At 72.0% G+C, this 25,421-nt stretch carries 20 protein-coding genes and 1 pseudogene; 15 read left to right on the plus strand and 6 right to left on the minus strand.

Going from position 1 to position 25,421, the window contains the following annotated elements:
- Positions 1-67: 67 nt before the first annotated feature.
- Positions 68-478, minus strand: coding sequence for a Fur family transcriptional regulator (locus ACH4DX_RS20250; protein ID WP_398122913.1), 411 nt, complete (start codon positions 476-478; stop codon positions 68-70).
- Positions 479-662: 184 nt separating this feature from the next.
- Between ACH4DX_RS20250 and katG the strand changes: the two genes are divergently transcribed.
- From katG to ACH4DX_RS20310, 12 genes are all read left to right on the plus strand, one after another.
- Positions 663-2,891, plus strand: a complete 2,229-nt coding sequence (gene katG, locus ACH4DX_RS20255) for a catalase/peroxidase HPI (RefSeq protein ID WP_398156114.1) — start codon at positions 663-665, stop codon at positions 2,889-2,891.
- A 202-nt stretch (positions 2,892-3,093) separates the two neighbouring features.
- Positions 3,094-3,573 (plus strand): SsgA family sporulation/cell division regulator, encoded by a 480-nt coding sequence (locus ACH4DX_RS20260; RefSeq protein ID WP_398156115.1) that lies wholly within the window; start codon positions 3,094-3,096, stop codon positions 3,571-3,573.
- A gap of 178 nt (positions 3,574-3,751) precedes the next feature.
- On the plus strand, positions 3,752-4,462 hold the full coding sequence (locus ACH4DX_RS20265) for a site-2 protease family protein (RefSeq protein ID WP_398156116.1): 711 nt from the start codon (positions 3,752-3,754) through the stop codon (positions 4,460-4,462).
- A 132-nt stretch (positions 4,463-4,594) separates the two neighbouring features.
- Positions 4,595-5,704: an amidinotransferase gene (locus tag ACH4DX_RS20270; protein ID WP_398156117.1), complete on the plus strand. Its 1,110-nt coding sequence runs from the start codon at positions 4,595-4,597 to the stop codon at positions 5,702-5,704.
- A gap of 96 nt (positions 5,705-5,800) precedes the next feature.
- On the plus strand, positions 5,801-6,037 hold the full coding sequence (locus ACH4DX_RS20275; RefSeq protein WP_398122918.1) for a DUF6480 family protein: 237 nt from the start codon (positions 5,801-5,803) through the stop codon (positions 6,035-6,037).
- A 231-nt stretch (positions 6,038-6,268) separates the two neighbouring features.
- Positions 6,269-9,928, plus strand: coding sequence for a nitrate reductase subunit alpha (locus ACH4DX_RS20280; RefSeq protein ID WP_398156118.1), 3,660 nt, complete (start codon positions 6,269-6,271; stop codon positions 9,926-9,928).
- Entirely contained in the window at positions 9,928-11,568 is a 1,641-nt protein-coding gene (narH, locus tag ACH4DX_RS20285; protein ID WP_398156119.1) for a nitrate reductase subunit beta, read from the plus strand. Before ACH4DX_RS20280 ends, narH begins: the two co-directional genes overlap by 1 nt.
- The gene (gene narJ / locus ACH4DX_RS20290) at positions 11,565-12,263 is read left to right on the plus strand and encodes a nitrate reductase molybdenum cofactor assembly chaperone (protein ID WP_398156120.1); all 699 of its coding nucleotides are present in this window, start codon (positions 11,565-11,567) and stop codon (positions 12,261-12,263) included. Before narH ends, narJ begins: the two co-directional genes overlap by 4 nt.
- A complete protein-coding gene (gene narI, locus ACH4DX_RS20295) occupies positions 12,260-13,027 on the plus strand; it encodes a respiratory nitrate reductase subunit gamma (protein ID WP_398156121.1) in 768 nt (255 codons plus the stop codon). Before narJ ends, narI begins: the two co-directional genes overlap by 4 nt.
- 19 nt (positions 13,028-13,046) lie before the next feature.
- Entirely contained in the window at positions 13,047-14,072 is a 1,026-nt protein-coding gene (locus tag ACH4DX_RS20300) for a tellurite resistance/C4-dicarboxylate transporter family protein (RefSeq protein ID WP_398156122.1), read from the plus strand.
- 45 nt (positions 14,073-14,117) lie between these two features.
- The gene (locus ACH4DX_RS20305) at positions 14,118-14,738 is read left to right on the plus strand and encodes an L-threonylcarbamoyladenylate synthase (RefSeq protein ID WP_398122924.1); all 621 of its coding nucleotides are present in this window, start codon (positions 14,118-14,120) and stop codon (positions 14,736-14,738) included.
- Positions 14,739-14,856: 118 nt separating this feature from the next.
- A complete protein-coding gene (locus ACH4DX_RS20310; protein WP_398156123.1) occupies positions 14,857-15,057 on the plus strand; it encodes a hypothetical protein in 201 nt (66 codons plus the stop codon).
- Positions 15,058-15,166: 109 nt separating this feature from the next.
- Here the strand turns inward: ACH4DX_RS20310 and ACH4DX_RS20315 are convergent, their stop codons facing one another.
- Entirely contained in the window at positions 15,167-16,678 is a 1,512-nt protein-coding gene (locus ACH4DX_RS20315; protein WP_398156124.1) for a glycerophosphodiester phosphodiesterase family protein, read from the minus strand.
- 292 nt (positions 16,679-16,970) lie between these two features.
- On the opposite strand from ACH4DX_RS20315, the gene ACH4DX_RS20320 reads away from it, so the two are divergent.
- Entirely contained in the window at positions 16,971-17,936 is a 966-nt protein-coding gene (locus ACH4DX_RS20320) for a glutaminase (protein ID WP_398156125.1), read from the plus strand.
- Positions 17,937-17,954: 18 nt separating this feature from the next.
- Here ACH4DX_RS20320 and ACH4DX_RS20325 read toward each other — a convergent pair whose 3' ends face one another.
- From ACH4DX_RS20325 to ACH4DX_RS20340, 4 genes are all read right to left on the minus strand, one after another.
- Positions 17,955-19,586: an amidase gene (locus tag ACH4DX_RS20325; protein WP_398156126.1), complete on the minus strand. Its 1,632-nt coding sequence runs from the start codon at positions 19,584-19,586 to the stop codon at positions 17,955-17,957.
- A gap of 91 nt (positions 19,587-19,677) precedes the next feature.
- Positions 19,678-20,664, minus strand: a complete 987-nt coding sequence (locus ACH4DX_RS20330) for a helix-turn-helix transcriptional regulator (protein ID WP_398156127.1) — start codon at positions 20,662-20,664, stop codon at positions 19,678-19,680.
- Between the two features lie 139 nt (positions 20,665-20,803).
- Positions 20,804-22,537 (minus strand): FAD-binding oxidoreductase, encoded by a 1,734-nt coding sequence (locus ACH4DX_RS20335; protein ID WP_398156128.1) that lies wholly within the window; start codon positions 22,535-22,537, stop codon positions 20,804-20,806.
- A 222-nt stretch (positions 22,538-22,759) separates the two neighbouring features.
- Complete coding sequence (locus ACH4DX_RS20340) at positions 22,760-23,854, minus strand: M20 family metallopeptidase (protein WP_398156231.1); 1,095 nt, start codon at positions 23,852-23,854, stop codon at positions 22,760-22,762.
- A gap of 233 nt (positions 23,855-24,087) precedes the next feature.
- Between ACH4DX_RS20340 and ACH4DX_RS20345 the strand changes: the two genes are divergently transcribed.
- A complete protein-coding gene (locus ACH4DX_RS20345) occupies positions 24,088-25,224 on the plus strand; it encodes a PhlD (RefSeq protein WP_398122931.1) in 1,137 nt (378 codons plus the stop codon).
- Positions 25,225-25,290: 66 nt separating this feature from the next.
- Positions 25,291-25,416: pseudogene (locus tag ACH4DX_RS20350) on the plus strand (phosphopantetheine-binding protein); the annotation flags it as partial.
- Positions 25,417-25,421 lie beyond the last annotated feature (5 nt).

The following is a 25,421-nucleotide window of genomic DNA, read 5'->3' on the forward strand; positions in this document are numbered from 1 at the left end:
CTCAGGGGCGGCCGGGTGACCGGCCGCCCCTCGGCGTGTGATCAGACGCCGCCGACGCATCGAACGATCAGGCGCAGGACGCGCACACCCCGCGGTAGGTGACCTCCACCTGGGACACGGTGAAGCCGAACCGCTGCGCAGGGGGGAGGTCGGCGAGGGGGTCGCCGCTGGGGTGGACGTCGCGGATGATGCCGCAGGCGGAGCACACCAAGTGCTGGTGCGGCTGGTGGGCGTTGGGGTCGTAGCGCTTGGCGCGGCCGTCGGTGGACACTTCCATGACCTCGCCGAGGGAGACCATCTCGCCCAGCGTGTTGTAGACGGTCGCCCGGGAGATCTCGGGCAGTCTCTCCGCGGCGCGCGCGTGCACTTCCTCGGCGGTGAGGTGCACGTGATCGCCGTCGAGTACCTCCGCGACGACGCGTCGCTGGGAGGTCACGCGCCAGCCCCGTCCCCGCAGCCGCTCCAGCAGGTCACTCATGTCGGTTCACCCATCCAGGATCGGTTGACTGAACCAAGGTTACCGGTAGATGTACGAATTCCGATTCCCTACGGACCAGTTGAGCTTCTTGACCTGGACTCTGTCCATCGTAGGATCGGTTCCCCGACGGTGGCCGAGGGTTGGACAGGTCGGCGTCGGCCGTCACCAGTTCGAAAGGTTTCCCATGGCTGAGAACCCGGACGCAATCGTCACCGACCCGAAGTTCGAGGAGACGTCGGAGGGCACCGGTGGCTGCCCGGTCGCCCACGGCCGCGCCGCGCACCCCACGCAGGGCGGCGGAAACCGCCAGTGGTGGCCGGAGCGCCTGAACCTGAAGATCCTTGCCAAGAACCCCGCCGTGGCGAACCCGTTGGGCGAGGAGTTCGACTACGCCGCGGCGTTCCGCTCCCTCGACCTGCCGGCCGTGAAACGGGACATCGCCGAGGTCCTCACCACCTCGCAGGACTGGTGGCCCGCCGACTTCGGGCACTACGGCCCGCTCATGATCCGTATGGCCTGGCACAGCGCGGGCACGTACCGGATCAGCGACGGCCGCGGCGGCGCCGGCGCCGGTCAGCAGCGCTTCGCGCCGCTCAACAGCTGGCCGGACAACGTGAGCCTCGACAAGGCCCGCCGACTCCTGTGGCCGGTCAAGAAGAAGTACGGCCAGAGCATCTCCTGGGCCGACCTCCTGATCCTCACCGGCAATGTGGCCCTGGAGAGCATGGGCCTGGAGACCTTCGGCTTCGCCGGTGGCCGTGAGGACGTGTGGGAGCCGGAGGAGGACGTCTACTGGGGTCCCGAGACCAACTGGCTCGACGACAAGCGCTACACCGGCGACCGCGAGCTGGAAAGCCCCCTCGGCGCCGTCCAGATGGGCCTCATCTACGTCAACCCCGAGGGCCCCAACGGCAACCCGGACCCGATCGCTGCGGCCCGCGACATCCGCGAGACGTTCCGCCGCATGGCGATGAACGACGAGGAGACCGTGGCCCTCATCGCCGGTGGCCACACCTTCGGCAAGACCCACGGCGCGGGCCCCGCGGACAACGTCGGCCCGGACCCCGAGGCCGCGTCCCTGGAGCAGATGGGCCTCGGCTGGCACAACACGTACGGCACCGGCAAGGGCGCCGACACCATCACCAGCGGCCTCGAGGTCACCTGGACCACCACCCCCACCCAGTGGGGCATGGGATTCTTCAAGAACCTCTTCGAGTACGAGTACGAGCTCACCCAGAGCCCGGCGGGCGCCAACCAGTGGGTGGCGAAGAACGCCCCGGAGATCATCCCCGACGCGCACGACCCGTCGCGCAAGCACCGCCCGACGATGCTGACCACCGACCTGTCGCTGCGCTACGACCCGGTCTACGAGCCGATCTCGCGCCGCTTCTACCAGAACCCGCAGGAGTTCGCGGACGCGTTCGCCCGCGCCTGGTACAAGCTGACGCACCGCGACATGGGCCCGGTCGTCCGCTACCTCGGCCCCGAGGTCCCCTCCGAGGTGCTGCTGTGGCAGGACCCGCTGCCTGAGCGCACCGGCGAGGTCGTCGACGCCGCGGACATCGCCTCCCTCAAGGAGCAGGTGCTCCGCTCGGGCCTCACGGTCTCCCAGCTGGTCTCCACCGCCTGGGCCTCGGCGTCCTCCTTCCGCGGCAGCGACAAGCGCGGCGGGGCCAACGGCGCCCGCGTCCGCCTGGAGCCGCAGCGCAACTGGGAGGTCAACAACCCCGAGGAGCTCGCGCAGGTGCTGCGCACGCTGGAGGGCGTCAAGGAGTCCTTCGACGCCGCGGGCGGCAAGCAGGTCTCCCTCGCCGACCTGATCGTCCTCGCGGGTGGCGCGGCCGTGGAGAAGGCGGCCAAGGACGCGGGCCACGACGTCCAGGTGCCCTTCATCCCGGGCCGCGTCGACGCCTCCCAGGAGCAGACGGACGTCGAGTCCTTCGCCGCGATCGAGCCCGCGTCCGACGGCTTCCGCAACTTCGTCGGCAAGGGCAACCGGCTGCCCGCCGAGTTCCTGCTGCTCGACAAGGCGAACCTGCTGACCCTGAGCGCGCCCGAGATGACCGCCCTGGTCGGCGGTCTGCGCGTCCTCGGTGCCACGCACGGCCAGTCCAGGCACGGTGTCCTCACCGACAGGCCGGGCACGCTGACGAACGACTTCTTCGTCAACCTGCTCGACCTGGACACGACGTGGAAGTCGACGTCCGAGGCGCAGGACGAGTTCGAGGGCCGCGACGCCACCGGCGCGGTGAAGTGGACCGGCACCCGTGCCGACCTCGTCTTCGGCTCGAACTCCGAGCTGCGCGCACTCGCCGAGGTGTACGCGAGCGACGACGCGAAGGAGAAGTTCGTGCACGACTTCGTCGCGGCGTGGAGCAAGGTGATGGACCTCGACCGGTTCGACGTCGCCTGATCGCCCGACACAGCCGACGTCCACGTCCGGGCCGGTCCCTTCGGGGCCGGCCCGGACGTACGTGTTTCCCGCTTCCGGCAGGTTTGGCACGGGCCCTCGCGGAGACTCGTCGCGCCGGAGGTTGTTCGAGAACCCGGCGCAGCAGGCACCTGCCGCTGCCCGGCGGCTCCATGGTGTCCCTCCCGACCGCGGGCGGCACATCATGGCCACGGGAAAGCTGCGGCACCTGATGTCGACCCCTGTCACGCTCGTCGAAACCGATCCGTGGCCGTTCACGGTCCTGCGCTGCACCGCCCACCTCGTACGGGACCGGCAGCCTCCTGCCCCCTTCGCACTGAGCCTGCGGTACTCGCTGCACGACCCCTTCGCCGTGCACGTGCTCCTCGAGGCCGGTACGGCGTCCGTGGCGTGGACCCTGTCCCGGGACCTCCTCCTCTGCTCGCTGCTCGGCCGCGACGGGATGGGCGACGTCGCCGCCTGGCCGGTGTCCCGCGCGCTCGGGGCCGACGTCGTGCGGGTGCGTCTCGGTCCCCCGGGAGTCGGCGCGGTGATCGAGATCGCGCACGCCGTCCTGAGCCGGTGGCTGGAGGTCACCCGGCGGCTCAGCCCCGTCGGGGAGGAATCGCGCCACATCGACTGGGACGTGGTGACCCGCATACTGCTCGACGCGGACACCGGGTGACCTCCGGGCGGCTCCTGCCCCGGATGGCGGCTCCCGCGTTTGGCGGCCCCGCACGCGGGTCACTCGTTCCAGGCCCCCTCGCTGTCGCACCGCCCCCGGGCGGAGCCGGTACCGCTGCTCGCAGAGGGGCACCGCAGCAGACCCACGCTGGAGAACGGGCCGCGAGGAGGCGCCATCCATGACGAAGAGCCTGCCCTTGAGGCACCCGCTCGGCATGCGGGTGGACGTCCACCGGGCCGTGCCCGTCGCCTTCGCCCTTGCCGTGGTGGGCCTCGCCGAGGCACGGCTGCCCGCCGTCCATCCGGGGCGCTCCCCGTGGGTGTACTGGGCGGTGGGCCTGATGGCCGCCGTGGCCTGTTTCGTGTCGCTGCTCGCGCGTGACGGGGCCCGGGCAGCCGTGGCCGGGCGGCAGGGTGTGGCCGTCGGCTCGTTCCTGCTGCGCTCCTCGTCCGGCGGCACCGCGCGCTCGTGGAACACGGCGCCGACTCCGGGGGCGGAGTTGCGGACGGCCGTCGTGGGCCCGCTGGTCAGCCTGGGCCTCGCCCTGGTGGCGGCGCTGTCCGCGTTGCTGGTCGATGCGGCGGGGCTCTCCGAACTGACGGCGGAGACGCTCGCGTGGCTGGCGGCGGTCAATGTGCTCCTGTTCGTGGGCCAGTTGCTGCCCGGCGCGCCGCTCGACGGCGCCCGGTTGCTGCACGCCCTGGTGTGGCGGCGTACGGGAGACCGGTCGCGCGCCACGGCGGTGGCGGGTGCGGCCGGGCGTCACGTGGGGTGGCCGCTGCTGCTGCTCGGCCTCGCACAGGTGGTGTTCGCCGACGACCTGGGGGGCCTCTGGCTGGCCCTGACCGGGATATTCCTGGTGGCGACGGCGGAACACCGGCACCCCTGAGACGCGAGGTGGAACGCACACATGACAGCACCGTCACCGGCCGTGCCGCCCGACGCCGACACCGATTCCCACACCGGTGCTGACACCGGCACCGGAACTCGAACAGGCACAGGCACCAGGACCGGACCTGCCGTGTCCGCGGAAGCGGCCGTCGCGGGCCCGCTCGTCTCGCCGGTCAACTCGCACAACGAGTGGGACCCCCTGGAAGAGATCATCGTCGGGCGGCTCGACGGCGCGACGTTCCCTTCGGACCACCCGGTCGTGTCCTGCAACGTGCCGCCGTGGGCGGGCAGGATGCAGGGAGTGGTCTCCGGGTTCTCCTATCCGCGGGTGATGGTCGAGCGGGCGCGGCGTGAGCTCGACCAGTTCGTCGTTCTGCTCCAGTCCCTGGGCGTCACGGTCACCCGGCCGGACGCGATCGACGGCAGGAAGCGTTTCGGCACGCCGGAGTGGTCCTCCCGCGGCTTCTGCAACGCCTGTCCGCGCGACAGCATGCTGGTGGTCGGCGACGAGATCATCGAGACGCCGATGGCCTGGCCGTGCCGGTACTTCGAGACGCACTCCTACCGCACGCTCCTCAAGGACTACTTCCGGCGCGGCGCCCGCTGGACGGCCGCGCCGAAACCGCAGCTCTCCGAGGCCTTGTACCGGCCCGGCTTCCGGCCGCCCGCCGCGGACGAGCCCATGCGCTACCTCCTGACCGAGTTCGAGCCGGTGTTCGACGCGGCGGACTTCGTGCGTGCGGGCCGGGACCTGTTCGTCCTGCGGAGCAACGTCACCAACGGGATGGGCATCGAGTGGATGCGCCGCCATCTGGGACCGGGCTACCGCATCCACGAGATCGAGAGCCGCTGCCGCACGCCCATGCACATCGACACCACGCTCATGCTGCTCGCCCCCGGCAAGGTGCTCGTCAACCCGGAGTACATCGACGTGGACCGGCTGCCGGACGCCCTCAAGTCCTGGGACGTCCTGGTCGCCCCGGAACCCGATCCGATCGACGAGCGGCTGCTCAAGCTGACGTCGATGTGCGGCAAGTGGCTCAGCATGAATCTGCTGATGATCGACGAGAAGCGGGTGATCGCGGAGCGGCACCACACCGGCACCCTGCGGGCGCTCGAGAGCTGGGGGTTCGAGCCGATCCCCTGCGACCTGCTGCACTACGCGCCGTTCGGGGGTTCGTTCCACTGCGCCACTCTCGACGTCCGGCGCCGCGGCGGGCTTGAATCGTACGTCGACTGACCGGCGCGCCGGTGCCGCCTGTCGCGGGCGTCCCCCGGCCGTGCCCCGATCGGGGGATCGGCGTGTCGATCACCGCGATCGGGGCACCCGGCGGCCATGAGTGAGACAAACGGGAGGAATCCCGACCCTGACCCCTTCCGCACGACGGGCCTCGAACCGGGCGGCGGCGTGCCACCGGGCGAGACCCCACCTGCGGAGGGAAGCACACCGGGCGCGGGCCCCGACGAGTCCCACAACCCGACGACCGGCTGGGCCAAGGCCCCGCTGATCATCATCCTCGCGCTCGTCGTCCTGATCGCCGTCGGCCTCATCGGTTACGCGGTGTCGCTGTGAGCACACCCGTGCCGTGTGCGCGCCTCGCAAACCTCCGCACATGGCACTTGGCCGGAATCTCTCATCGCAAAGGGTGGTGAGTGCAAAGGGCGGGAAAAGAAAGTTCTGAATACAACCAACTGGCGAAAAAGTGATTCCTTTCACTAGCTCCGCGAGAGGAATCTGTCCCCGTCGTGGTGAGAGGCGCCGGACGCGATCCGTCCGGTGCTCGTCCCCGAGGGGAGTCCGTGCATGGGGCGTGGCAGAGCGAGGGCGGAACGTGCCGCGGCGGAGGCCGCCGAACGACTGCTGGAAGCCGGGCGGCTGCTGCGCAGGGCGCCGACGACGCCCGAGGGAAGAGCCGTCTTCCGCGCCGATCAGTCGGTCAACGACCAGCCGTACCGGGACCGTTGGGCCCATGACAAGGTGGTGCGCTCCACTCACGGGGTGAACTGCACGGGCTCGTGTTCGTGGCAGGTGTACGTCAAGGACGGTCTGATCGCGTGGGAGACCCAGGCGACCGACTACCCCTCGACGGGACCCGACCGTCCCGACTACGAACCACGGGGCTGCCCGCGCGGCGCCTCCTTCTCCTGGTACACCTATTCACCCACGCGTGTGCGCTACCCCCACGCCCGCGGCGTGCTCGTGGAAATGTTCCGGGAAGCAAAGCGCCGTCATGGCGGTGACCCGGTGGCGGCATGGGCCGAGGTCACTGGAGACCCCGACCGGCGTCGCCGCTACCAGTCGGCGCGCGGCAGGGGCGGCCTGGTGCGCATCGGCTGGGACGAGGCCCTGGAGATCGCCGCTGCCGCGCATGTGCACACCCTCAAGGAGTACGGGCCCGACCGCATCGCCGGTTTCTCGCCCATCCCGGCGATGTCGATGGCCTCGCACGCGGCGGGCGCCCGCTTCCACGCGCTGATCGGCGCGCCGATGCTGTCGTTCTACGACTGGTACGCCGACCTCCCGATCGCCTCGCCGCAGGTCTTCGGCGACCAGACCGACGTACCGGAGTCGGGCGACTGGTGGGACGCGGCGTATCTGATGCTGTGGGGCTCGAACGTCCCCGTCACCCGCACACCGGACGCGCACTGGATGGCGGAGGCCCGCTACCGCGGCCAGAAGGTCGTCGTGGTCTCCCCCGACTACGCCGACGCCACGAAGTTCGCCGACGAGTGGCTGCACCCCCACCCCGGCACCGACGGGGCGCTCGCCATGGCGATGGGGCACGTGATCCTGCGCGAGTGCTTCGTCGAGCGCCGGGTGCCCTACTTCGACGACTACGTACGCCAGTTCACCGACCTGCCCTTCCTCGTCGCCCTGGACGAGCGCGACGACGGCACGTACACGCCCGGCGCCTTCGTCACCGCCGAGGACCTCGATCTGGCACCCGACGCCGCCGCGCGGACGCGCCGGTGGATGCCGGTGCTCTACGACGAGAGCACCGACACCGTGGTCGTGCCCCACGGCACCCTGGGCGACCGCTGGACGAAGGAGGGCGAGGGCCGCTGGAACCTCGACCTCGGGGACACCGTGCCCCTTCTGAGCCTGTACGGCAGGCCGGGGACGCGGTCGGCGCCGGTGACGCTGCCGCGCTTCGACGAGGAGGGCGCCACGGTGGGCCGCGCGGTCCCGGTGCGCCGCGTCGGCGGACGCCTGGTGACCACGGTGTTCGACCTGATGCTGACCCAGTACGGGGTGGCGCGCCCCGGCCTCGGGGGGCAGTGGCCCCGCTCGTACGAGGACGCGTCCACACCGTGCACGCCCGCGTGGCAGGAGGCGATCACGTCCGTCCCCGCCGGGGCGGTGGTGCGGGCCGCGCGCGAGTTCGCGAGGACCGCGGAGCAGACCCGGGGCCGCTGCATGATCGTGATGGGGGCCGGCACCAACCACTGGTTCCACTCCGACACGATCTACCGCTCGTTCCTCTCGCTGCTGCTCCTCACCGGCTGCCAGGGCGTCAACGGCGGCGGCTGGGCGCACTACGTGGGGCAGGAGAAGGTCCGTCCCTATGCCGGCTGGCAGCAACTGGCGACGGCCTCGGACTGGGGCCGCCCCTCACGGCAGATGCCGGGGACCCCGTACTGGTACCTGCACACCGGCCAGTGGCGCTACGAGAAGTTCACCGCCGACCTGCTCGCGTCGCCGACCGCGCCCGGTGGCATCGGCGGCATGCACACCGCGGACCTGGTGGCGCACTCCGCCCGCAAGGGGTGGATGCCGTCGTACCCGACGTTCTCCGCCAACCCCCTCGACCTCGGGCGGCGGGTGCGCGAGACGGGAGCGGACCCCGCGCGCTGGATCGCCGAGGAGCGTGCGGCCAAACGCCTCGGGTACGCCTGCGACGACCCGGACGACCCCGCCAACTGGCCGCGCGTGCTCACGGTGTGGCGGGCCAACCTGATCGGCTCCTCGGCCAAGGGCAACGAGTTCTTCCTGCGGCACCTCCTCGGCGCGACCGACAACGCGAGCGCCGACGAGGCACCGCCCGAGGCCAGGCCCCGCGACGTGACCTGGCGCGCGGAGGCCCCGCGCGGCAAGCTCGACCTGCTGCTCGCCCTCGACTTCCGGATGACGTCGACCACCCTGTACGCCGACCTGGTCCTGCCCGCGGCGACCTGGTACGAGAAGCACGACCTGTCCAGCACGGACATGCACCCCTACGTCCACGCCTTCTCACCGGCGATCGTGCCGCCGTGGCAGGCCCGCACCGACTTCGAGATCTTCCACGGCCTCGCCGCCGAGGTCAGCCGCCTCGCCGCGGGACGCCTGGAGACGGCGTACGACCTCGTCGCCACCGCCCTGCAACACGACACCCCGGGCGAGGCACCGCCGGACGACGCCACCGGACCGCAGTTCCACCTGGTGGAGCGGGACTTCACCGCGGTCGCCGACAAGATGGCCGCCCTCGGACCGCTGCCGGACACGGCAGGTCTCACGGCCAAGGGCATCACCGTACGCGCCGAGCCGGAGAGCCGCTGGCTCGCCGCCCGCTGCGGCACGGCCCCGCGGGGCCCGGCGGCCGGGCGGCCGCTCCTGGACACCGACGTCAAGATGTGCGAGGCGATCCTGGCCCTGTCAGGCACCACCAACGGGCGGGTCGCCGCCGAGGGCTTCCGGCAGCTCGCCGAGCGCTGCGGACCCGCGTCCGCACTCGATGACCTCGGTGCGTCCGTGGCCGAGCGGCGCATCGTCTTCTCCGACACCCAGGCGCGGCCCGTGCAGGTGGGGGCGAGCTTCGAATGGTCCGGGAAGGAGGCCCCCGACCGCCGCTACGCCCCGTTCACCATCAACACCGAGCACCGCAAGCCCTGGCACACCCTCACCGGACGCCAGCACTTCTATCTCGACCACGCCTGGATCGCGGAGTACGGCGAGCAACTGCCCGTCTACCGGCCGCCCCTAGACCAGGCCGTCCTCGGCGAGCAGCCGCAGGTGAGCGGCGAGGGGAAGTCGGTGACGGTGCGCTATCTGACGCCGCACTCGAAGTGGTCCATCCACTCCGAGTACCAGGAGAACCTCCTGATGCAGACCCTGGCGCGCGGCGGGCCCGTCATCTGGATCGGCGTGGCCGACGCCGAGTCGATCGGGGTGGCCGACAACGACTGGATCGAGGCGGTCAACGCCAACGGCGTCGTGGTGGCGCGCGCGATCGTCTCGCACCGGATGCCGACCGGCACGGTGTTCATGTACCACGTCCAGGAACGCCTGGTGAACGTGCCCAAGTCCGAGGCCACCGGGCGGCGCGGCGGCGTCCACAACGCCCTCACGCGGCTGCTCATCAAGCCCACCCATCTGATCGGGGGCCACGCCCAGCTCTCCTTCGCCCCGAACTACTACGGCCCCACCGGCAATCAGCGCGACGCGGTCACCGTCATCCGCCGTCGCTCCCAGGAGGTCACGTACTGATGCGAGTCATGGCACAGGTCGCCATGGTCATGAATCTCGACAAGTGCATCGGCTGCCACACGTGCTCGGTCACCTGCAAGCAGACCTGGACCAACCGGTCCGGCACCGAGTACGCCTGGTTCAACAACGTCGAGACCCGCCCCGGCCAGGGCTACCCCCGCACCTACGAGGACCAGGACCGCTGGAAGGGCGGCTGGACCCTCAAGCACGGCAGGGTCGTGCCCCGCAGCGGCGGCCGGGCGCGCCGCCTGGCCCGCCTCTTCGCCAACCCCGAACTGCCCTCGCTCGACGACTACTACGAGCCGTGGACGTACGACTACGAGAACCTGATCTCCGCGCCCCTCGGCGACGACGTGCCCACCGCGCCGCCCCGCTCCCTGATCGACGGCAGGCCCACCGCGGTCACCTGGGGGCCGAACTGGGACGACGACCTGGGCGGCGGCCCCGAACACCTCGCCGCCGACCCGGTGCTCCGCAAGATGAACGCCGATGTGCGCCTGGAGTACGAGCAGGCCTTCATGTTCTATCTGCCGCGGATCTGCGAACACTGCCTGAACCCGTCGTGCGTGGCCGTGTGCCCGTCGGGGGCCCTCTACAAGCGCATCGAGGACGGCATCGTCCTCGTCGACCAGGACCGCTGCCGCGGCTGGCGCATGTGCGTCACCGGCTGCCCGTACAAGAAGGTCTACTTCAACCACTCCTCCGGCAAGGCCGAGAAGTGCACCTTCTGCTATCCGCGCATCGAGGCCGGCGAGCCCACCGTCTGCTCCGAGACCTGCGTGGGCAGGCTGCGCTACCTCGGCGTGGTCCTCTACGACGCCGACCGCGTCGGCGCGGCCGCCGCCACGCCCGACGAACAGGCCCTGTACGAGGCGCAGCTCGACTGCTTCCTGGACCCGGACGACCCCGAAGTGGCGCGCGCCGCCGAGGCCTCGGGCATCCCGCACGACTGGATCACCGCCGCCCGCCGCTCCCCCGTGCACGCCCTGATCTCCCGCTACCGCGTGGCGCTCCCGCTGCATCCGGAGTACCGCACGATGCCCATGGTCTGGTACATCCCGCCGCTGTCCCCGGTCGTGGAGTCCCTCACCGCGACGGGACACGACGGGGAGGACCCCGCCAAGCTCTTCGCCGCCATCGACTCCCTGCGCATCCCCGTGGAGTACCTGGCGGAGCTGTTCACGGCGGGCGACCCCGCGCCCGTCGAGGCCTCCCTGTGCCGTCTGGCCGCGATGCGCAGCCACATGCGGCGGGTGAACCTCGGCGAGGAGCGCGACCCGGCCATCGCCGCCGCCGTGGGCATGGACACCGACAGCATCGAGGCCATGTACCGCCTGCTCGCCCTGGCGAAGTACGAGGAGCGCTACGTCATCCCCACCAGCTACACGGCCCCCACGCCGGGCGCCGACGACGGCGGCGGTTGCAGCCTCGACCACGACGGCGGTCCCGGCATGTACGACGCGGACGCCTTCCACGCCCCCCTGGTCGACGCGCCCGCGGGCGGCCCCTCCGTGCCGCCCGGCGGCCCCGAGCCCGAGCACGCGGGGACGTCGCTGCGCGGCCGGGTCAACCTCCTCGGCTGGAACGGTCGCGGGCGTCCCGCCGGTCTCTTCCCGCGCCGGGGGGAGAAGACCGAATGAACGCCTCCGCCGTCCACGCGCCTTCCCCGCTCGTCCACCAGGCCGCCTCGCTCCTGCTGCTCCACCCCGACGACCGGTGGCCCGACAGGATCCGCCTCGTCAGGGACTGCCTGGCCGCGGCGCCCGGGCCCGCGGCGCGGTCGCTGCGGCGCTGCTGCGACGCCCTCGCCGGTGTCCCCGTCCTCGATCTGTCGGCCCGCTACGTCGTCACCTTCGACCGCAGCCGGCGCCGCACCCTGCATCTGACCTACTACACCGACGGCGACACCCGCCGTCGCGGGCAGTCCCTGCTGTCCTGGCAGGACCTGTACCGCACCCACGGCTGGCAGCCGCCCCCCGACGAACTGCCCGACTTCCTGCCCCTGGCGCTGGAGTTCGCCGCGCGCTGCCCGGAACCGGGGGTGCGCGCGCTCCAGGAGCACCGCGCGGGCCTGGAACTCCTCCGCCTCGCCCTCGGCGACCACCGCAGCCCCTACGTCCACGTCCTGGAAGCCGTCTGCCACACACTCCCCGGAGCCTCGCCCGCGGACCGCGCCGCCGCGCTGCGCCTGGCCCGCACCGGACCGCCCACGGAGACCGTCGGCCTGCTGCCGTTCACCGGGCAGGCCCCGCGAGGACCGGTGGACCCGCCTCTCCTTCCCGTCCCGCACGTCCCGGGCCCGCACCCCCCACACCCCGCGGAGGCCGCACGGTGAACCACTTGCACACCGCCCTGTGGGGCGTGCTGCCCTACCTCTGCGTCGCCCTCCTGGTCTCCGGTACCGCCTGGCGGTACCGCTACGACCGGTTCGGGTTCACCACCCGCTCCAGCCAGCTGCACGAACACCGGCTGCTGAGCGTGGGCGGCCCGCTGTTCCACTTCGGGCTGCTCTTCGTCGTCGCCGGGCACGTCATCGGCCTGGCCGTCCCCGAGTCGTTCACCGAACGCGCCCACGTCCACGAGCGCGTCTACCACGCCAACGCGCTCCTGGTGGGCGGCACCGCGGGCCTCGCCACCCTCGCGGGGCTCGTGATCCTGCTCCACCGGCGGCTGCGGGTGCCCGCCGTCCGCGCGGCCACCAGCCGCAGCGACCGCGTCGTCTACCCCGTACTCCTCACGGTGATCCTGGCGGGGCTCGCCGCCACGGCCACCACCCTGCGACCCCATCCCTACGACTACCGCGTCGGCGTCTCGGTGTGGTTCCGGTCGCTCTTCGGCCTGGACCCCGACGTGTCCGCCATGTCGGACGCCCCGCTCGTCTATCAGCTCCACGCGCTGCTCGGGATGGCCCTGTTCGCCCTGTGGCCCTTCAGCCGCCTGGTGCACGCCTTCACCGCGCCCCTCGGCTATCCGGCCCGGCCCTACGTCGTCTACCGCTCCCGCGGCACCCGGCACGCCCCGGCTTCGCGGCCCGCGTCGCGCCCCGCGCCTCCCCCGGGCCCGCACGCGCCGCCGCCGGACGCCGCCGCACGGCGGTGACGCACCAGGCCCGCGGGTGGTGACCGAGCAGGGGCGCACGGGGCGGCGCGGCGCGGCGGTGCCGCGCTGGTGCCGCGAGCCGGCACCGGCCTGCTTCGCCCCCGTCATGGCCACCGGCATCGTCTCGCGCGCCCTGGCCCGCCCCGACACCCGCGGCGTCTCGCAGCTGCTCTTCGGCGTCGCCTGCGCCCTCTACTGCGTCCTTCTCACCGCCACCGTCGCCAAGTACACCCACTGCCCCGACCGCCTCAGGTCCGAACTCCGCGACCCCGCCCGCGTCTTCGGCCACTTCACCTTCGTCGCAGCCTGCGGCGTGCTGGCGGCCCGGCTGACCCAGGGCCCGGCGCGCTGCGCGGGATGGATGCTCCTGGCGCTCGCCGGTGCGCTGTGGCCGGTGCTCGCCCTGTGCGTCCTGCGGATCCTGCGTACGAGCCGGTGGGAGGCGGCCGAGCAGGCGGACGGCACGTGGTTCCTGCTCACCGTCGGGCTCCAGTCCCTCGTGGTCGCCCTCACCGGACTGCACCCCGGCGGCGCCGTCACGCTCGTCGGTCTCCCTTTGTGGTGTACGGGCGTACTGCTCTACACGGCCACGTTCACGGCGGTCGTCCGCCGACTCCTGCGCAACCCGCCGGGACCCGCCCGGTTCACGCCCGTCTACTGGGTCGCCATGGGGGCCGCCGCCATCAGCATCCTGGCGGGTGCCCGGCTCCTCGCCCCCGCGGACGTCCTGCCGGGTCCGGTGCGCGCCCTGCTCGGCGGCGCGGTCGTCGCCCTCTGGGGGTGGGCCACCGCCCTGATCCCCGTCCTGCTGGCCGCCGGGGCCTGGCGACATCTGCGCCACCGGGTGCCGCTCGCGTACGAGCCCGCCCTGTGGTGCGTCGTCTTCCCCGCCGGCATGTACGCCACCGCGACCGCGCAGCTTGCCGGGGTCCGGCACATCCCCGCACTGGCCGCCGCCGGCGGCCCGCTGGCCTGGGCGGCGACGGCGGCATGGCTCGCGGTGCAGATCCGCTGCGTCACTGCCCGGGTACGGCGCGGCGGCTGAGCGGCGCATCGCGCCGGCCCGCTGGAGAGGCCCTAAACTCACCGGATGGCGAAGTACTTCGACGTGCACCCCGAGAACCCGCAGCGACGCACCATCAGCACGGTGGCGGACAGCATCCGGTCAGGAGCGCTCATCGCGTATCCGACGGACTCCTGCTACGCGCTCGGCTGCCAGCTGGGCAACCGCGACGGCATCGGCCGGATCCGCTCGATCCGCAACCTCGACGACCGTCACCACTTCACCCTGGTGTGCCAGACCTTCGCGCAGTTGGGGCAGTTCGTGTACCTCGACAACGATGTGTTCCGCACCATCAAGGCGGCGACGCCGGGCAGCTACACGTTCATCCTCCCGGCGACGAAGGAGGTGCCGCGCCAGCTCCTGCACCCGAAGAAGAAGACGGTCGGGGTCAGGATCCCCGACCACGCCATCGCCCAGGCCCTGCTCGCCGAGCTCGGGGAGCCGCTCCTGTCCAGCACGCTCCTGCTGCCGGGCGAGGAGGCCCCGCTGACCCAGGGCTGGGAGATCAAGGAGCGCCTCGACCACGTGGTGGACGCGGTCATCGACTCCGGCGACTGCGGCACGGAGCCCACCACCGTCATCGACTTCTCCGGCGGCGACGTCGAGATCGTCCGGCGGGGCGCCGGGGACACCTCGCGGTTCGAGTAGGTTACGGCCCGCTCCGGTGCTTCACCCTGACGCACCATTCCGCTTCCTGGCAGTGGGCGGCCGAGTCCTATCGAATGGAGAACGTCAGCTCCCTCCCTCCCCACAGGAGAGCAATTCCATGCGTATTCGTACCGCCTTCTCCGCCGTCGTCCTGGCGGCCGCCGCCACCGTCGCCGCCGCCGGCACCGCCGCCGCCGACGACGCTCCCGAGCGGGTCACCAACGTCCACGTCGTCCCGGGCCACGACGTGAACGCCCACGCCAACGTCCACGCCATCGGCAACTCCTCGCCCACCTTCGGCGAGATGGACCTGGACTGACGTCCCGTTCCCCCAGGCGGCCCCGGTACCTCCCGGTACCGGGGCCGCCCGCTGTCCGTCGGCCGCTGTCCGTCGGCCGCTGTCCGCTGTCCGCTGTCCGCGGCGGGACTCAGCGGCGCACCGGCTCCAGCTGGAGGTAGTCCAGGTTCCAGTTCTGCGGCACCTTGTCGTCAAGGGAGAGCCGCAGGGTGTGCCTGCCGCTGTTCAGGCGGCGCGTGACACCGCTGCCCTGCACGGCGAAGGCGTGGTGCGCCGTCGTGTTCGCCACCTGGACGGGGCCGCTCGCCGGGCCGCCGTCGAAGGCGACGCGGTAGGTCCCTGCCGGTGAGTAGGGCGACGACACCCGGGCCTTGAAGGTGTAGTCGCCGGTCCGCGGCACGTCCACGGTGTACGTCAGCCACTCCGTGCCGCGCATCCAGCACACCACCACCGCGCCGTCGTGGTCGCAGATGTCGACGCCGTCGCCGGGCCGCCCGGGTCCGTCGCCCCGGTTCCCGGGATCGGTGTCGTGGTAGGAGACCCCCTCCTTTCCGGGTGTGTACGCCTCCCCCTGGACCCGCACCGCGCCGGGTGGCACCTGGTTCACCGGGCCTTTGGCCAGGTACGACTTCAGCTCCTCGACGTTGTCGGTCTGGATGACCGTGGCCAGGTAGGTGTCGATGAGCCTGCCCCAGCCGCGCGCGGGGTCGATCAGGGAGGCTTCGTCGGTGTGCCCCGCGGCGAACTCGTCGCGCATGCTGTTGATCCATACGCGGCCGGCGCCCCGTACCCCCTTCAGGAAGGCGGCGTCGGCCACCGCGTCCTTGACGTCGTCGAAGACGATCTCGAACGCGGGCGGGGCGGCGTCCCCGAACTCCTTGACCGAACCGGCGTTGTCGTCGTCGACGAGGTGCATGTAGAGCGCGTCCGGGTGGCGGGTGCGGAACGCCCGTACCTCGGGCACGGCCGCCCGGGACTTGAACAGGCCGTTGCGCACGGTGCCGGTCTGCTCCAGGACGCCCATGACGGCCTCCCGGTCCCGCCATGCCTGGTCGAGGTTGACGAGCCCACGGGTTTTCGCCGCCTTCATGGCGTCGGCGAGCGTGGGCACACGGTGCGTGGTGAGCGCCGCCTGGCGGCCGCCGAGTCCCACGCGCAGGCGCAGCCCCCGCAGCTCGGCGTAGGTGACGTCGGCGACGCGTCCCGTGCCGTCGGTGGTGCGCTCCAGGGTGTCGTCGTGCATCAGGACCGGGACGCCGTCCTTGGTCAGCTGGACGTCGACCTCGACGATCTCGGCTCCGTCGGCGAAGGCCGCCTCGATCGCGGGCAGGCTGTTCTCGGGTGCCTTTCGCCACTGGCCGCGGTGGGCGGCGGTCAGCACAGCGGCCTTGGGCCCGTGGTCGAGGAAGGCGCGGAGCGCCCGGTCGGCGGCGGTCTCCGTCGGCGCTTCGCGGGCCGCGGCGGTCGTCGTTCCCGGGGTGGTGAGCGCCAGCGTGCAGACGGCGGTGAGGGTGGTGACGAGTACGCCTCGGCGGCTGCGGGGCGTGGTGCCGTCAGTCGAAGAGGACGCGGATGAGGACGCGGATGAGAACGCGGATGAGGACGAGGGCCGGGGCGCGGGCATGGGCTTGTGCTGGGGCATGGGCGTGAGCATCGGTCAGCGGAGGCCGTCCGTCCACGACCGCGCACGGCCTGTCGCGCCGAGCACGCGCACGTGCCCGTCCGCCCGGCTCCGTCGGCGGTACGCGCCGACCGCCCCGATCGTCCGACGCCGGTGGTCTCCGGGCCACCGGCTCCCCTGTCGGGGGCGGGGCCACGGCAGCGGACTCCCCCGGCGCAGCACGGCTACGGACCCCGCCGGCACGACGCGCGGCCACGGGACCCCGGCACGAGGCACAGGCGGTCCCGTCCCGGGGGGTCCGCCACCGTAAGGTATGGCGGACACCCCACCGCATTGCCGTACGAAAACGGAGCAAGTTCCCGTGCCGTCCACCCTCCAGCCGGTCCTTGACCGCATCGCCGCCGAGATCGATGCCCTGCCGGGGCGCGGCAGCCCCGCCGACTACATCCCGGCGCTCGCCTGCGCCGACCCCCGGCGCTTCGGCATGGCGGTCGCCGAGCTCGACGGCACGGTCTACGGAGTGGGCGACTGGCAGCGCCCCTTCTCCTCGCAGTCCATCACCAAGGTCTTCACGCTCGCCCTCGACCTCTCCCTGGAGGGCGACGAACTGTGGGAACACGTCGGCCGTGAGCCTTCGGGCAACCCCTTCAACTCCCTGGTCCAGCTGGAGTACGAGAACGGCATCCCCCGCAACCCCTTCATCAACGCGGGCGCCCTCGTCGTCACCGACCGCCTCCAGACCCTGACCGGCGACGCGTCCGGCACGCTCCTGTCCTTCCTGCGCGCCGAGTCCGGCAACGACGGGCTGGGCTTCGACGCGAAGGTCGCCGCCTCCGAGACCGCGCACGGCGACCGCAATGCCGCCCTCGCCCACTTCATGGCGTCGTACGGCAACATCGCCAATTCCGTGCCCGCCCTCCTCGACGAGTACTTCCGCCAGTGCTCCGTCGAGGCCTCCTGCGCCGACCTCGCCCTGGCCGCAGGCTTCCTCGCCCGGCACGGCATACGGGCCGACGGCTCGACGCTGCTCACGCGCAGCCGGGCCAAGCAGGTCAACGCGGTCATGCTGACCTGCGGGACCTACGACGCGGCCGGGGACTTCGCGCACCGCGTGGGCCTGCCCGGCAAGAGCGGCGTGGGCGGCGGCATCATCGCGGTCGTCCCCGGCCGCTGCACCGTGTGCGTGTGGAGCCCCGGCCTCGATCGGCGCGGCAACTCGGTGGCGGGCGTCGCCGCCCTCGACCGCTTCACCACGCTGACCGGGCTCTCCGTCTTCTGAGGGTCCCGCGCCGGACTGTCAGGGGGTCGCCGGGCCCACCGACGGCAGGTAGCGGGGTGCGCGCCAGGCATGGAGCCGCTGCTCCACCGCGGCTCCCAGCGACAGGAGTGCGGCGTCCTGGTGGTCACCGGCCATCAGCAGGACCCCGACCGGGAGTTCGCCCACGGACCCGGCGGGCACCGAGAGGGACGGGTAGCCGGAGACGGCCGCGGGCGTCGAGGACGGGATCACGTCGTTGTCGCCGCGCGCGCAGTCCGTCGTCCAGGCGGGCGGGTTCGTCGGCGAGGCGATGGCGTCCAGGTCGTGGGCGGCCATCGTCTCGTCGATCGAGCGCCGCGACAGGTCGGCGAGTTCCGCGCGCATGGCGCGGTACTTCGGGTCGGTGGTGGGCGGTGCGGCCAGGGCCTGCTCGAACAGTTCCTGGCCGGCGAAGCAGGTCTGCTCCTGCGGGTGGGTGCGGTTGAACTCGATCAGCTCGGCGAGGTCGCGGGGGCCCTTGCGGGTGCCGAGGTAGGCGTCGATGTCCCGGTGGAACTCGCTGAGCAGCGCCGGGAACTCCAGTTCGGCGAGGCGCGCCTGGTACGGGGGCGTCACCTCGACGACCTCGGCACCGGCGCCCCGCAGCTTCTGTGCCGTACGGGTCATCACGGCGTCGACGTCGGGGCCGAGGGACGGCAGCCGCCACAGCCCTATCCGCTTGCCGCGCAGTCCGCCCTCGCGCAGCTGCTGCGGGTCGAGCGGCCCGCCGGGCGCGAGGTGCTCGGCGCGGCCCTTGGCGCGGTCGCCGCCCGGTCGGCCGGAGTCGTCGCCGATCACGGACAGGGTGAGGGCGGTGTCGATCACATTGCGGGCCATGGGACCCGCGGTGTCCTGCTCGGAGGAGATCGGCACCACGCCGGTTCCGCTCACCAGGCCGAGGCTCGGCTTGTGGCCGACCACGCCGTTCATCCCGGCCGGGCACACGATGGACCCGTCCGTCTCGGTGCCGATCGCCACCTGGGACAAGGACGCGGCGAGGGCGGCGCCCGAACCGGACGAGGACCCGCACGGGTTGCGGTCGAGCACGAACGGGTTGTTGGTCTGCCCGGCCACGGCCGACCAGCCCGACGTCGGCTTGGCCGCCCGGAAGTTCGCCCACTCCGACAGATTGGTCTTGCCGAGGATCACCGCGCCCGCCCGCTTCAGCCGGGTCACCAGGACGGCGTCCTTGGCGGGGGGTTCACCGGCGAGCGCGAGCGACCCCGCCGTGGTCGGCATGTCCCGGGTGTCGACATTGTCCTTGAGCAGTACGGGGATGCCGTCGAGCGGCCCGCGTGCCTCGCCGCGCCGGTGCCTGGCGTCGCTGGCCGCGGCCTGGCGGAGCGCCGTCGGGCTGGTGCGCAGCACGGCGTTGATCTTCGGGTCGACGGTCTGGATCCGCCGCAGATAGGCGCGGGTCAGCGCCGACGACGTCAGGGATCCCTTGTGCATGCGTGCCTGCAACTCGGGGATCGTCACGGTGTCCAGGTCGATCCCCTTCAGGGCGGACGATCCGGTGGGCCGGTTCTCGGCGTCCGGAACGGCCGCCGTCGCGTTCGGGCCTGTCGTGCCCGCAAGCAGGGACCCGGCCGCCAGGGCGGCGGTCAGTACACCAACTCTCGTTTTCCTCATGGGTGTCAGCGCACTACACCCACCTCGTCCGGCGCAAGCACCCGGGGGCAGCGGACCGGGCAGCCGGCCGAAGTCGGCCGAACCCGGCCGCTCATCCATGGCCGACCGAACCCGGCCACTCATCCCAGGGCGCGCAGCACGCGGTCGGCGGTGGTGCGGAGGTGGTCGAGGACGGCGGGGTCCGCGTCGAGCGTGTAGTCGGCGTCCAGTGCCGCCAGGATCTGTGCGACACGGGTGAGGGCGTCGGCGGAGGCGTCGACGCGGCAGGTGCGCTCGTCCAGGGCGCCGATGCGGGCGCCGAGGCCGTGGGTGCGGGCGCGGACGTGCTCGGCGGGGGCGTCGACGGTGGCGACGGCGCGGTGGCGGGTGGGCGCGGCGGTGAGCTGCTCCGCCACGAACGCCGCGGGGTCGCCGCCGGGGACGGGGCGGGGCGGGACGCGGCGGCCTGTCGGGGCGGGGCAGCCATGCGGTCGAGGCGGAAGAGGCGCCAGTCGTCCCGGTCGGTGTCGTGGGCCAGCAGGTACCACAGGTCGCCGGAGGCGATCAGGTGGCAGGGCTCGGCACGGCGCGGGGCGGCGGCGCCGTCCCGGGTGGTGTAGTCGAAGGTGACGATCTCGTGGTCGCGGCAGGCACCGGCCAGGGTGGCGAGGAGAGCGGGGTCGGCGCGCGGTCCGCGGTCCTCCCAGGAGATGCCGGTGAGGGTGGTCTGGAGGGCGGCGACCTGCCCGCGCAGGCGGCGGGGCAGGACCTGTTCGAGCTTGGCCAGGGCCTGGAGGGCGGAGTCCTCCATGCCGGTGAGCCCGCCGGCCGCGGTGCGCAGGGCGACGGCGACGACCACGGCCTCGTCGTCACCGAGGACGAGGGGCGGCAGCGCCGTGCCCGAGGCCAGGCGGTAGCCGCCGCCGTGACCGCGGGTGCTGTGCACCGGGTATCCCATGTCCCGCAGCCGGTCGATGTCCCGGCGCAGGGTGCGCGTGGTCACGTGCAGCCGGTCGGCCAGCTCCTCGCCCGCCCACTCCCGCCGGTCCTGGAGCAGGGACAGCAGCCGCAGGACGCGTGCGGTCATGTCACTCGTCATGGATTCCACTGTGCACGTGTCAAAGGACAGGGTCTGTCCACAAAGCCGCCTGCCGTGGGCGCCGATCGCATAATGCCCTCCGGACCGGGCGGGCGGGCCGCTCGGTCCGGAGGGTTCGGTGCTTCAGCGGTGTACGGGGTTACGGCAGGCGGACGGACTGTGCGTGCCGGAAGATGTTCTTCGGGTCCCAGGCCGCCTTCGTCTTCTGCAAACGGGCGTAGTTGCCCTTGTAGTACAGGCTGTTCCACGCCGTCGACGAGGTGTTCCAGGCGGCGTCGCCGAGGTCCTTGTCGGGGTAGTTGACGTAGCAGCCGTCGTTGATCTCGTTCGGTACGGGAACGCCGCCGGTCTCCGCGTACACGTCCCGGTAGAATTCCCGGATCCACGCCAGGTGGCGGGCCTCGTCGGCCGGGTCGGTCCAGTAGGTCTGGTACTGGAGCTTGAGCACCGAGTCGCGCTGCGGCACGGCGGTGTCGCCGGGCCTGACCGCGTTGATGCGGCCGCCGTACGAGTCGACCTGGACCAGGGCGTCGCCGTTGCTGTAGTCGGTCCGGGACAGGTGCTTGTACATCGCCTTGATCTGCGTGGCCGAGAAGCCCTTGCGGGCGTAGGCCGACTTGTACTTGCCGTACAGGGTGGGGTTGCCGCCGCTGAGGTAGTCGGTGGCGATGTACCAGGGGAGCTTGCGCGGGGCGGCGAACTGCGGCATGGCGGCGTGCTCGCCCATGCGGTTCGTCATCGCCTGTCGTGTGATGCCCACGCCCTCGGTGACCGCTGCCAGGTAGTCGTTGAGCAGTGCCTGGGCGTTCGGGATCGTGGCGTCCATCTGCGTGAGCAGACCGATCTGGCCGTTGGAGATGTGGTTCAGCTTCAGGAGGCCGAACAGCGAGTTGTACGGGGAGTCCGGGGCGCTGTTCTTCTCGTGCCAGGCGCCCCAGTTCTGTAGCAGCCGGGTGAAGGACGCCTCCGTCACGTCCTTCCAGGGGAACGACGTGGCGTGCACGAAGACCTCGGACGGCGGCTTGGGCAGCAGCTTGGACGGGTCGGTGCCGGTGGCGCCGGGAGAGCGCAGCCAGTAGCGGGTGATCAGGCCGAAGTTGCCGCCGCCACCGCCGGTGTGGGCCCACCAGAGGTCCTTCAGGGCGGCGTCGCTGGAGTCGCGGGTGGCGACGACCGCCTTGGCGGTGCCGTTCCTGTCGACCGTGACGACCTCGACCGCGTAGAGGTGGTCGACGGTCAGGCCCTGGAGGCGGGACAACAGGCCGTAGCCGCCGCCCGATATGTGGCCGCCGACACCGACGGACGCGCAGGACCCGGCCGGGAGCGTGACGCCGTACAGCTTGTAGAGGGTCTCGTACACCTGGAGGTTGGAGGCGCCGCCCTCGACGGCGAAGGCGTTCCTGCCGCTGTCGTAGTAGACCTGCGTCATCCCGGACATGTCGATGACGACCTGGACGTCCTTGTTGAAGACGAAGTCCTCGTAGCAGTGGCCGCCGCTGCGCACGGTGAGCCGCTTGCCCGCGGAGACGGCCTCCTGCACGGCCCGCACCGCCTGCCCGGTGGTCGTGACCAGACGGACGTAGTCGGGGCTCGCGACCCAGCGCTGGTTGATGCCGCGCACCAGGTCGGGGAAGCGTGAGTCGTTCGGGGCGACGGTGATGTAGTCGTTCGTGGCGACGGTGGTCCCCGCCTCGGCGACGGTGGTCGCGGCCGCGGCGCCCGAGCGCGGCGCGGCTTCGGCGGCCGCGGGCAGCGCGGTGGACAGGGCCGCCCCGCCGGCGACCGCTGCGGCGCCGGAGAGAAGGGATCTACGGCCCAGCCGTCTGTCCTGCTTCGCTATATCCGACTCGTTTGCCTTGTTTGTCTTTCGCACGGACACACTCCCCCAACGGGTTTGCGCACACAGGAAGTTGAAGATGCATCGAACGATGATCGATCATGAGATTGCCCCATGGGGTAGGCGTGACGCAATAGCTCCATTGAGAAAACTGTCCGAACTACCGTTCAAGACAGGGTTTGTTGCAGCATGTGCAACTAGTCCGATTGCCCGAGGGCCGGGAACGGCTTCGGACGCCCCGGTCCGAAGCCCGGTCCCTCAGGCCTGCTGACGCGCGTGGACGAGGCCGGCGATCAGGTCCGCGCGCTCGGTCATGGCGTCGATCACCACGTACTCGTGATCGGCGTGGGCGCCGCCGCCGACGGCGCCGAGGCCGTCCAGGGTGGGCACACCGATGGCCGCCGTGAAGTTCCCGTCGCTGCCGCCGCCGACCGACCTGCCCTCGATGCCGGGGAGCAACGCCTGCGCCAGGGCGAACAGTTCGACCGACGCCGACTCGGGCATCGGTGGCCGCCCGATGCCTCCGCGCACGGTGAGGCCGGCCCCGGCGAGATGCGGTTCGAGGACGGCGAACGCGGACTCGACGCGCTTCTTCTCGTCGACGGACTCCACCCGCACGTCGACGACGACGGTCGCCTCCGCCGGTACGGTGTTGGCCACCGTGCCCGCGGACGCGACGGTCGGGGTGACCGTCGTGCCGAGGGCGGGGCGGCTGAGGCTCGCGATGTCGAGCACCTGGTGCGCGGCCTCGATCAGGGCGTTCACACCGGCGGCGGGTTCGAGGCCCGCGTGCGAGGCCCGGCCGCGGATGGCGACCCGGAACGTGCCGCAGCCCTTGCGGCCCGTCTTCAGGGCGCCGCCGTCGGCGGCGCCCTCCACCACCAGGACGGCGCCGCAGGCACGGGCCCGTTCCTCGATGAGGGCTCGTGAGCAGGGGGAGCCCACCTCTTCGTCGGCGGTCACGAGCAGTTCGACGCCGGACAGGTCGTCGAGCGACGCGAGCCCGTGCACGGCCTGCACCAGGCCGCCGAGCATGTCGAACACACCGGGGCCCGTGGCGTACCCGCCCTCGGCCCGGAACGGACGGCGTCGCAGGGTGCCCAGCGGGAACACCGTGTCGTGGTGGCCGAGCACGAGGACCCTCGGCCGGCCGCCGCCCGACCAGTGGACGTGCGGCCCGACCTCGCTGTCCACGAGCACCGCCCGCCCGCCCAGACGCCTCTCGACCACCGCGGCGACGACATGGGCCGACGCCGTCAGGGCCTCGATGTCGTGCGAGGGCGACTCGACCTCGACGAGCGCCCTGAGGTCCTCGATCATTGCGTCAACACTCACGTCCACGGCCCTGTTCATCGTCACGCGGCAAGGCTACGGGGTGGATCGCGGCACGTTGTCTCAGGTCAGGCCGCCGGGCACAGCCCGGTGCCCGCGCCGCCGACTCCTCCGGGACCGGTGTGTCCGCCTGGCCCTCGCCCCCTCCGCCTTGCAGGTGGTCCATGCTTCGAAGATCCACACTGTGGCCGAAGTGTGTGCCTCGCCCCGGCGTAGATTTGCTCCCCCGCCCGCCGTCCGAAGGAGCGCCACCCATGTCCCCCGCTTTGATCGCCAGACCCCACGTCGAACTCGGCAGACACGCTGTTTCCCTGGAAGACCTCATGGCGGACATGGCCCGGCAGCACGCGGATCTGCCCCGGCTCGCCGCCTATCTGCGGACGGCGCGGTCCACCGGCGTGCTCACGCGGTACTTCACCAGGCCGCTGGATTCGGCCACCGTGGCCGGTAATGCGTCGTTCGAGGAGCGCAATCGCGCCGCCTACGACGACGCGCTCGACCTGTCCCTGCGCGCGGTGCCCCGAGCCCTGGAGAACGCGGGGCTCGCACTCGCGGACATCGACTGCGTCATCACCAGCCACACCACCTCCTGGACCGCCCCGAGCCTCGACGTCGACCTGGTGCAGGCGCTCGGCCGGGGCGGGCTCCGTCCCGACATATCCCGCATACCTCTGGGCTCGCAGGGGTGCGCGGGCGGGGCACAGGCGCTCGCCCTCGCCCATGACCACATCGCGGCCCACCCGGACGCCCGCGTCCTGATCGTCGTCGCCGAATGCCTGAGCGCCGCGACCTACAACCCGGTCGACACCAGCCGCGAAAGCATGATCTACAAGGTCCTCTTCGGCGACAGCGCCGCGGCCTGCGTGGTCTCCGGCCGCGAGGCCGACGGGGTCGGCGGCGGGCCCCGGTTCCGGATCGACGACACCTGGCAGTACGCCCTGCCCGGCAGCCTCAGCGTCTACGAAGGGCGCCTCGACGCCTACGGGCTGCACTTCGACTCCACCCGGGACGCGACCCGTGCCATCGGCCGCACGGCTCCCGCCCTGCGCGAGTGGCTGAGCGAAGCGGGCGCGTTCGCACCCGACTTCTGCGTGGTGCACGCGGGCGGGCCCGCCATCCTCAACAGCGCGGAGGAAGTCCTGCGGGGCGACCTCGGCGCGGACGGCGGCGCGGACGGCGACGAGCGCGATCCGGACGGCGGCGCGCGTGGGCGCACGGGGCCGCTGCGTCACTCCTGGGACAGCCTGGAGCAGTACGGCAACCTCGGCGGGGCCTCCGTCCTGGATGTGCTGCGCCGCTCCTTCGACGACTCCGAGCCGGGTCGCCGCGGGGTGCTCCTCGGCTTCGGTCCTGGCTTCGCGATCTCCGCGTGCAGGCTCAGCAGCGTGTGACAGGACCACCGAGCGCTCCCGGAGCCGGAGTTCGGCGGCGGCACCTACCGTGCGCCGCGTACGGCCGTGGAGGAGGCGCTCGCCGCCGTCTACTCCGAGGTGCTGGGCGTGGACCGGGTGGGTGTCGACGACGACTTCTTCGCGGTCGGCGGCGACAGCATCCGCTCCATCCAGGTCGTCTCCCGTGCCCGCGCGCA

Origin of the sequence: Streptomyces sp. NPDC017940 (assembly GCF_044328435.1) — a bacterium.
Taxonomy (GTDB): domain Bacteria; phylum Actinomycetota; class Actinomycetes; order Streptomycetales; family Streptomycetaceae; genus Streptomyces.

Excerpts from the sequence above, each read along its gene's own strand:
- ACH4DX_RS20250 (WP_398122913.1), bottom strand. The coding sequence starts at position 478 with ATGAGTGACCTGCTGGAGCGGCTGCGGGGACGGGGCTGGCGCGTGACC.
- katG (WP_398156114.1), top strand. The coding sequence starts at position 663 with ATGGCTGAGAACCCGGACGCAATCGTCACCGACCCGAAGTTCGAGGAG.
- ACH4DX_RS20260 (WP_398156115.1), top strand. The coding sequence starts at position 3,094 with ATGGCCACGGGAAAGCTGCGGCACCTGATGTCGACCCCTGTCACGCTC.
- ACH4DX_RS20265 (WP_398156116.1), top strand. The coding sequence starts at position 3,752 with ATGACGAAGAGCCTGCCCTTGAGGCACCCGCTCGGCATGCGGGTGGAC.
- ACH4DX_RS20275 (WP_398122918.1), top strand. The coding sequence starts at position 5,801 with ATGAGTGAGACAAACGGGAGGAATCCCGACCCTGACCCCTTCCGCACG.
- ACH4DX_RS20280 (WP_398156118.1), top strand. The coding sequence starts at position 6,269 with ATGGGGCGTGGCAGAGCGAGGGCGGAACGTGCCGCGGCGGAGGCCGCC.
- narH (WP_398156119.1), top strand. The coding sequence starts at position 9,928 with ATGCGAGTCATGGCACAGGTCGCCATGGTCATGAATCTCGACAAGTGC.
- narJ (WP_398156120.1), top strand. The coding sequence starts at position 11,565 with ATGAACGCCTCCGCCGTCCACGCGCCTTCCCCGCTCGTCCACCAGGCC.
- ACH4DX_RS20305 (WP_398122924.1), top strand. The coding sequence starts at position 14,118 with ATGGCGAAGTACTTCGACGTGCACCCCGAGAACCCGCAGCGACGCACC.
- ACH4DX_RS20310 (WP_398156123.1), top strand. The coding sequence starts at position 14,857 with ATGCGTATTCGTACCGCCTTCTCCGCCGTCGTCCTGGCGGCCGCCGCC.
- ACH4DX_RS20315 (WP_398156124.1), bottom strand. The coding sequence starts at position 16,678 with ATGCCCCAGCACAAGCCCATGCCCGCGCCCCGGCCCTCGTCCTCATCC.
- ACH4DX_RS20320 (WP_398156125.1), top strand. The coding sequence starts at position 16,971 with ATGGCGGACACCCCACCGCATTGCCGTACGAAAACGGAGCAAGTTCCC.
- ACH4DX_RS20325 (WP_398156126.1), bottom strand. The coding sequence starts at position 19,586 with ATGAGGAAAACGAGAGTTGGTGTACTGACCGCCGCCCTGGCGGCCGGG.
- ACH4DX_RS20330 (WP_398156127.1), bottom strand. The coding sequence starts at position 20,664 with ATGACGAGTGACATGACCGCACGCGTCCTGCGGCTGCTGTCCCTGCTC.
- ACH4DX_RS20340 (WP_398156231.1), bottom strand. The coding sequence starts at position 23,854 with ATGAACAGGGCCGTGGACGTGAGTGTTGACGCAATGATCGAGGACCTC.
- ACH4DX_RS20345 (WP_398122931.1), top strand. The coding sequence starts at position 24,088 with ATGTCCCCCGCTTTGATCGCCAGACCCCACGTCGAACTCGGCAGACAC.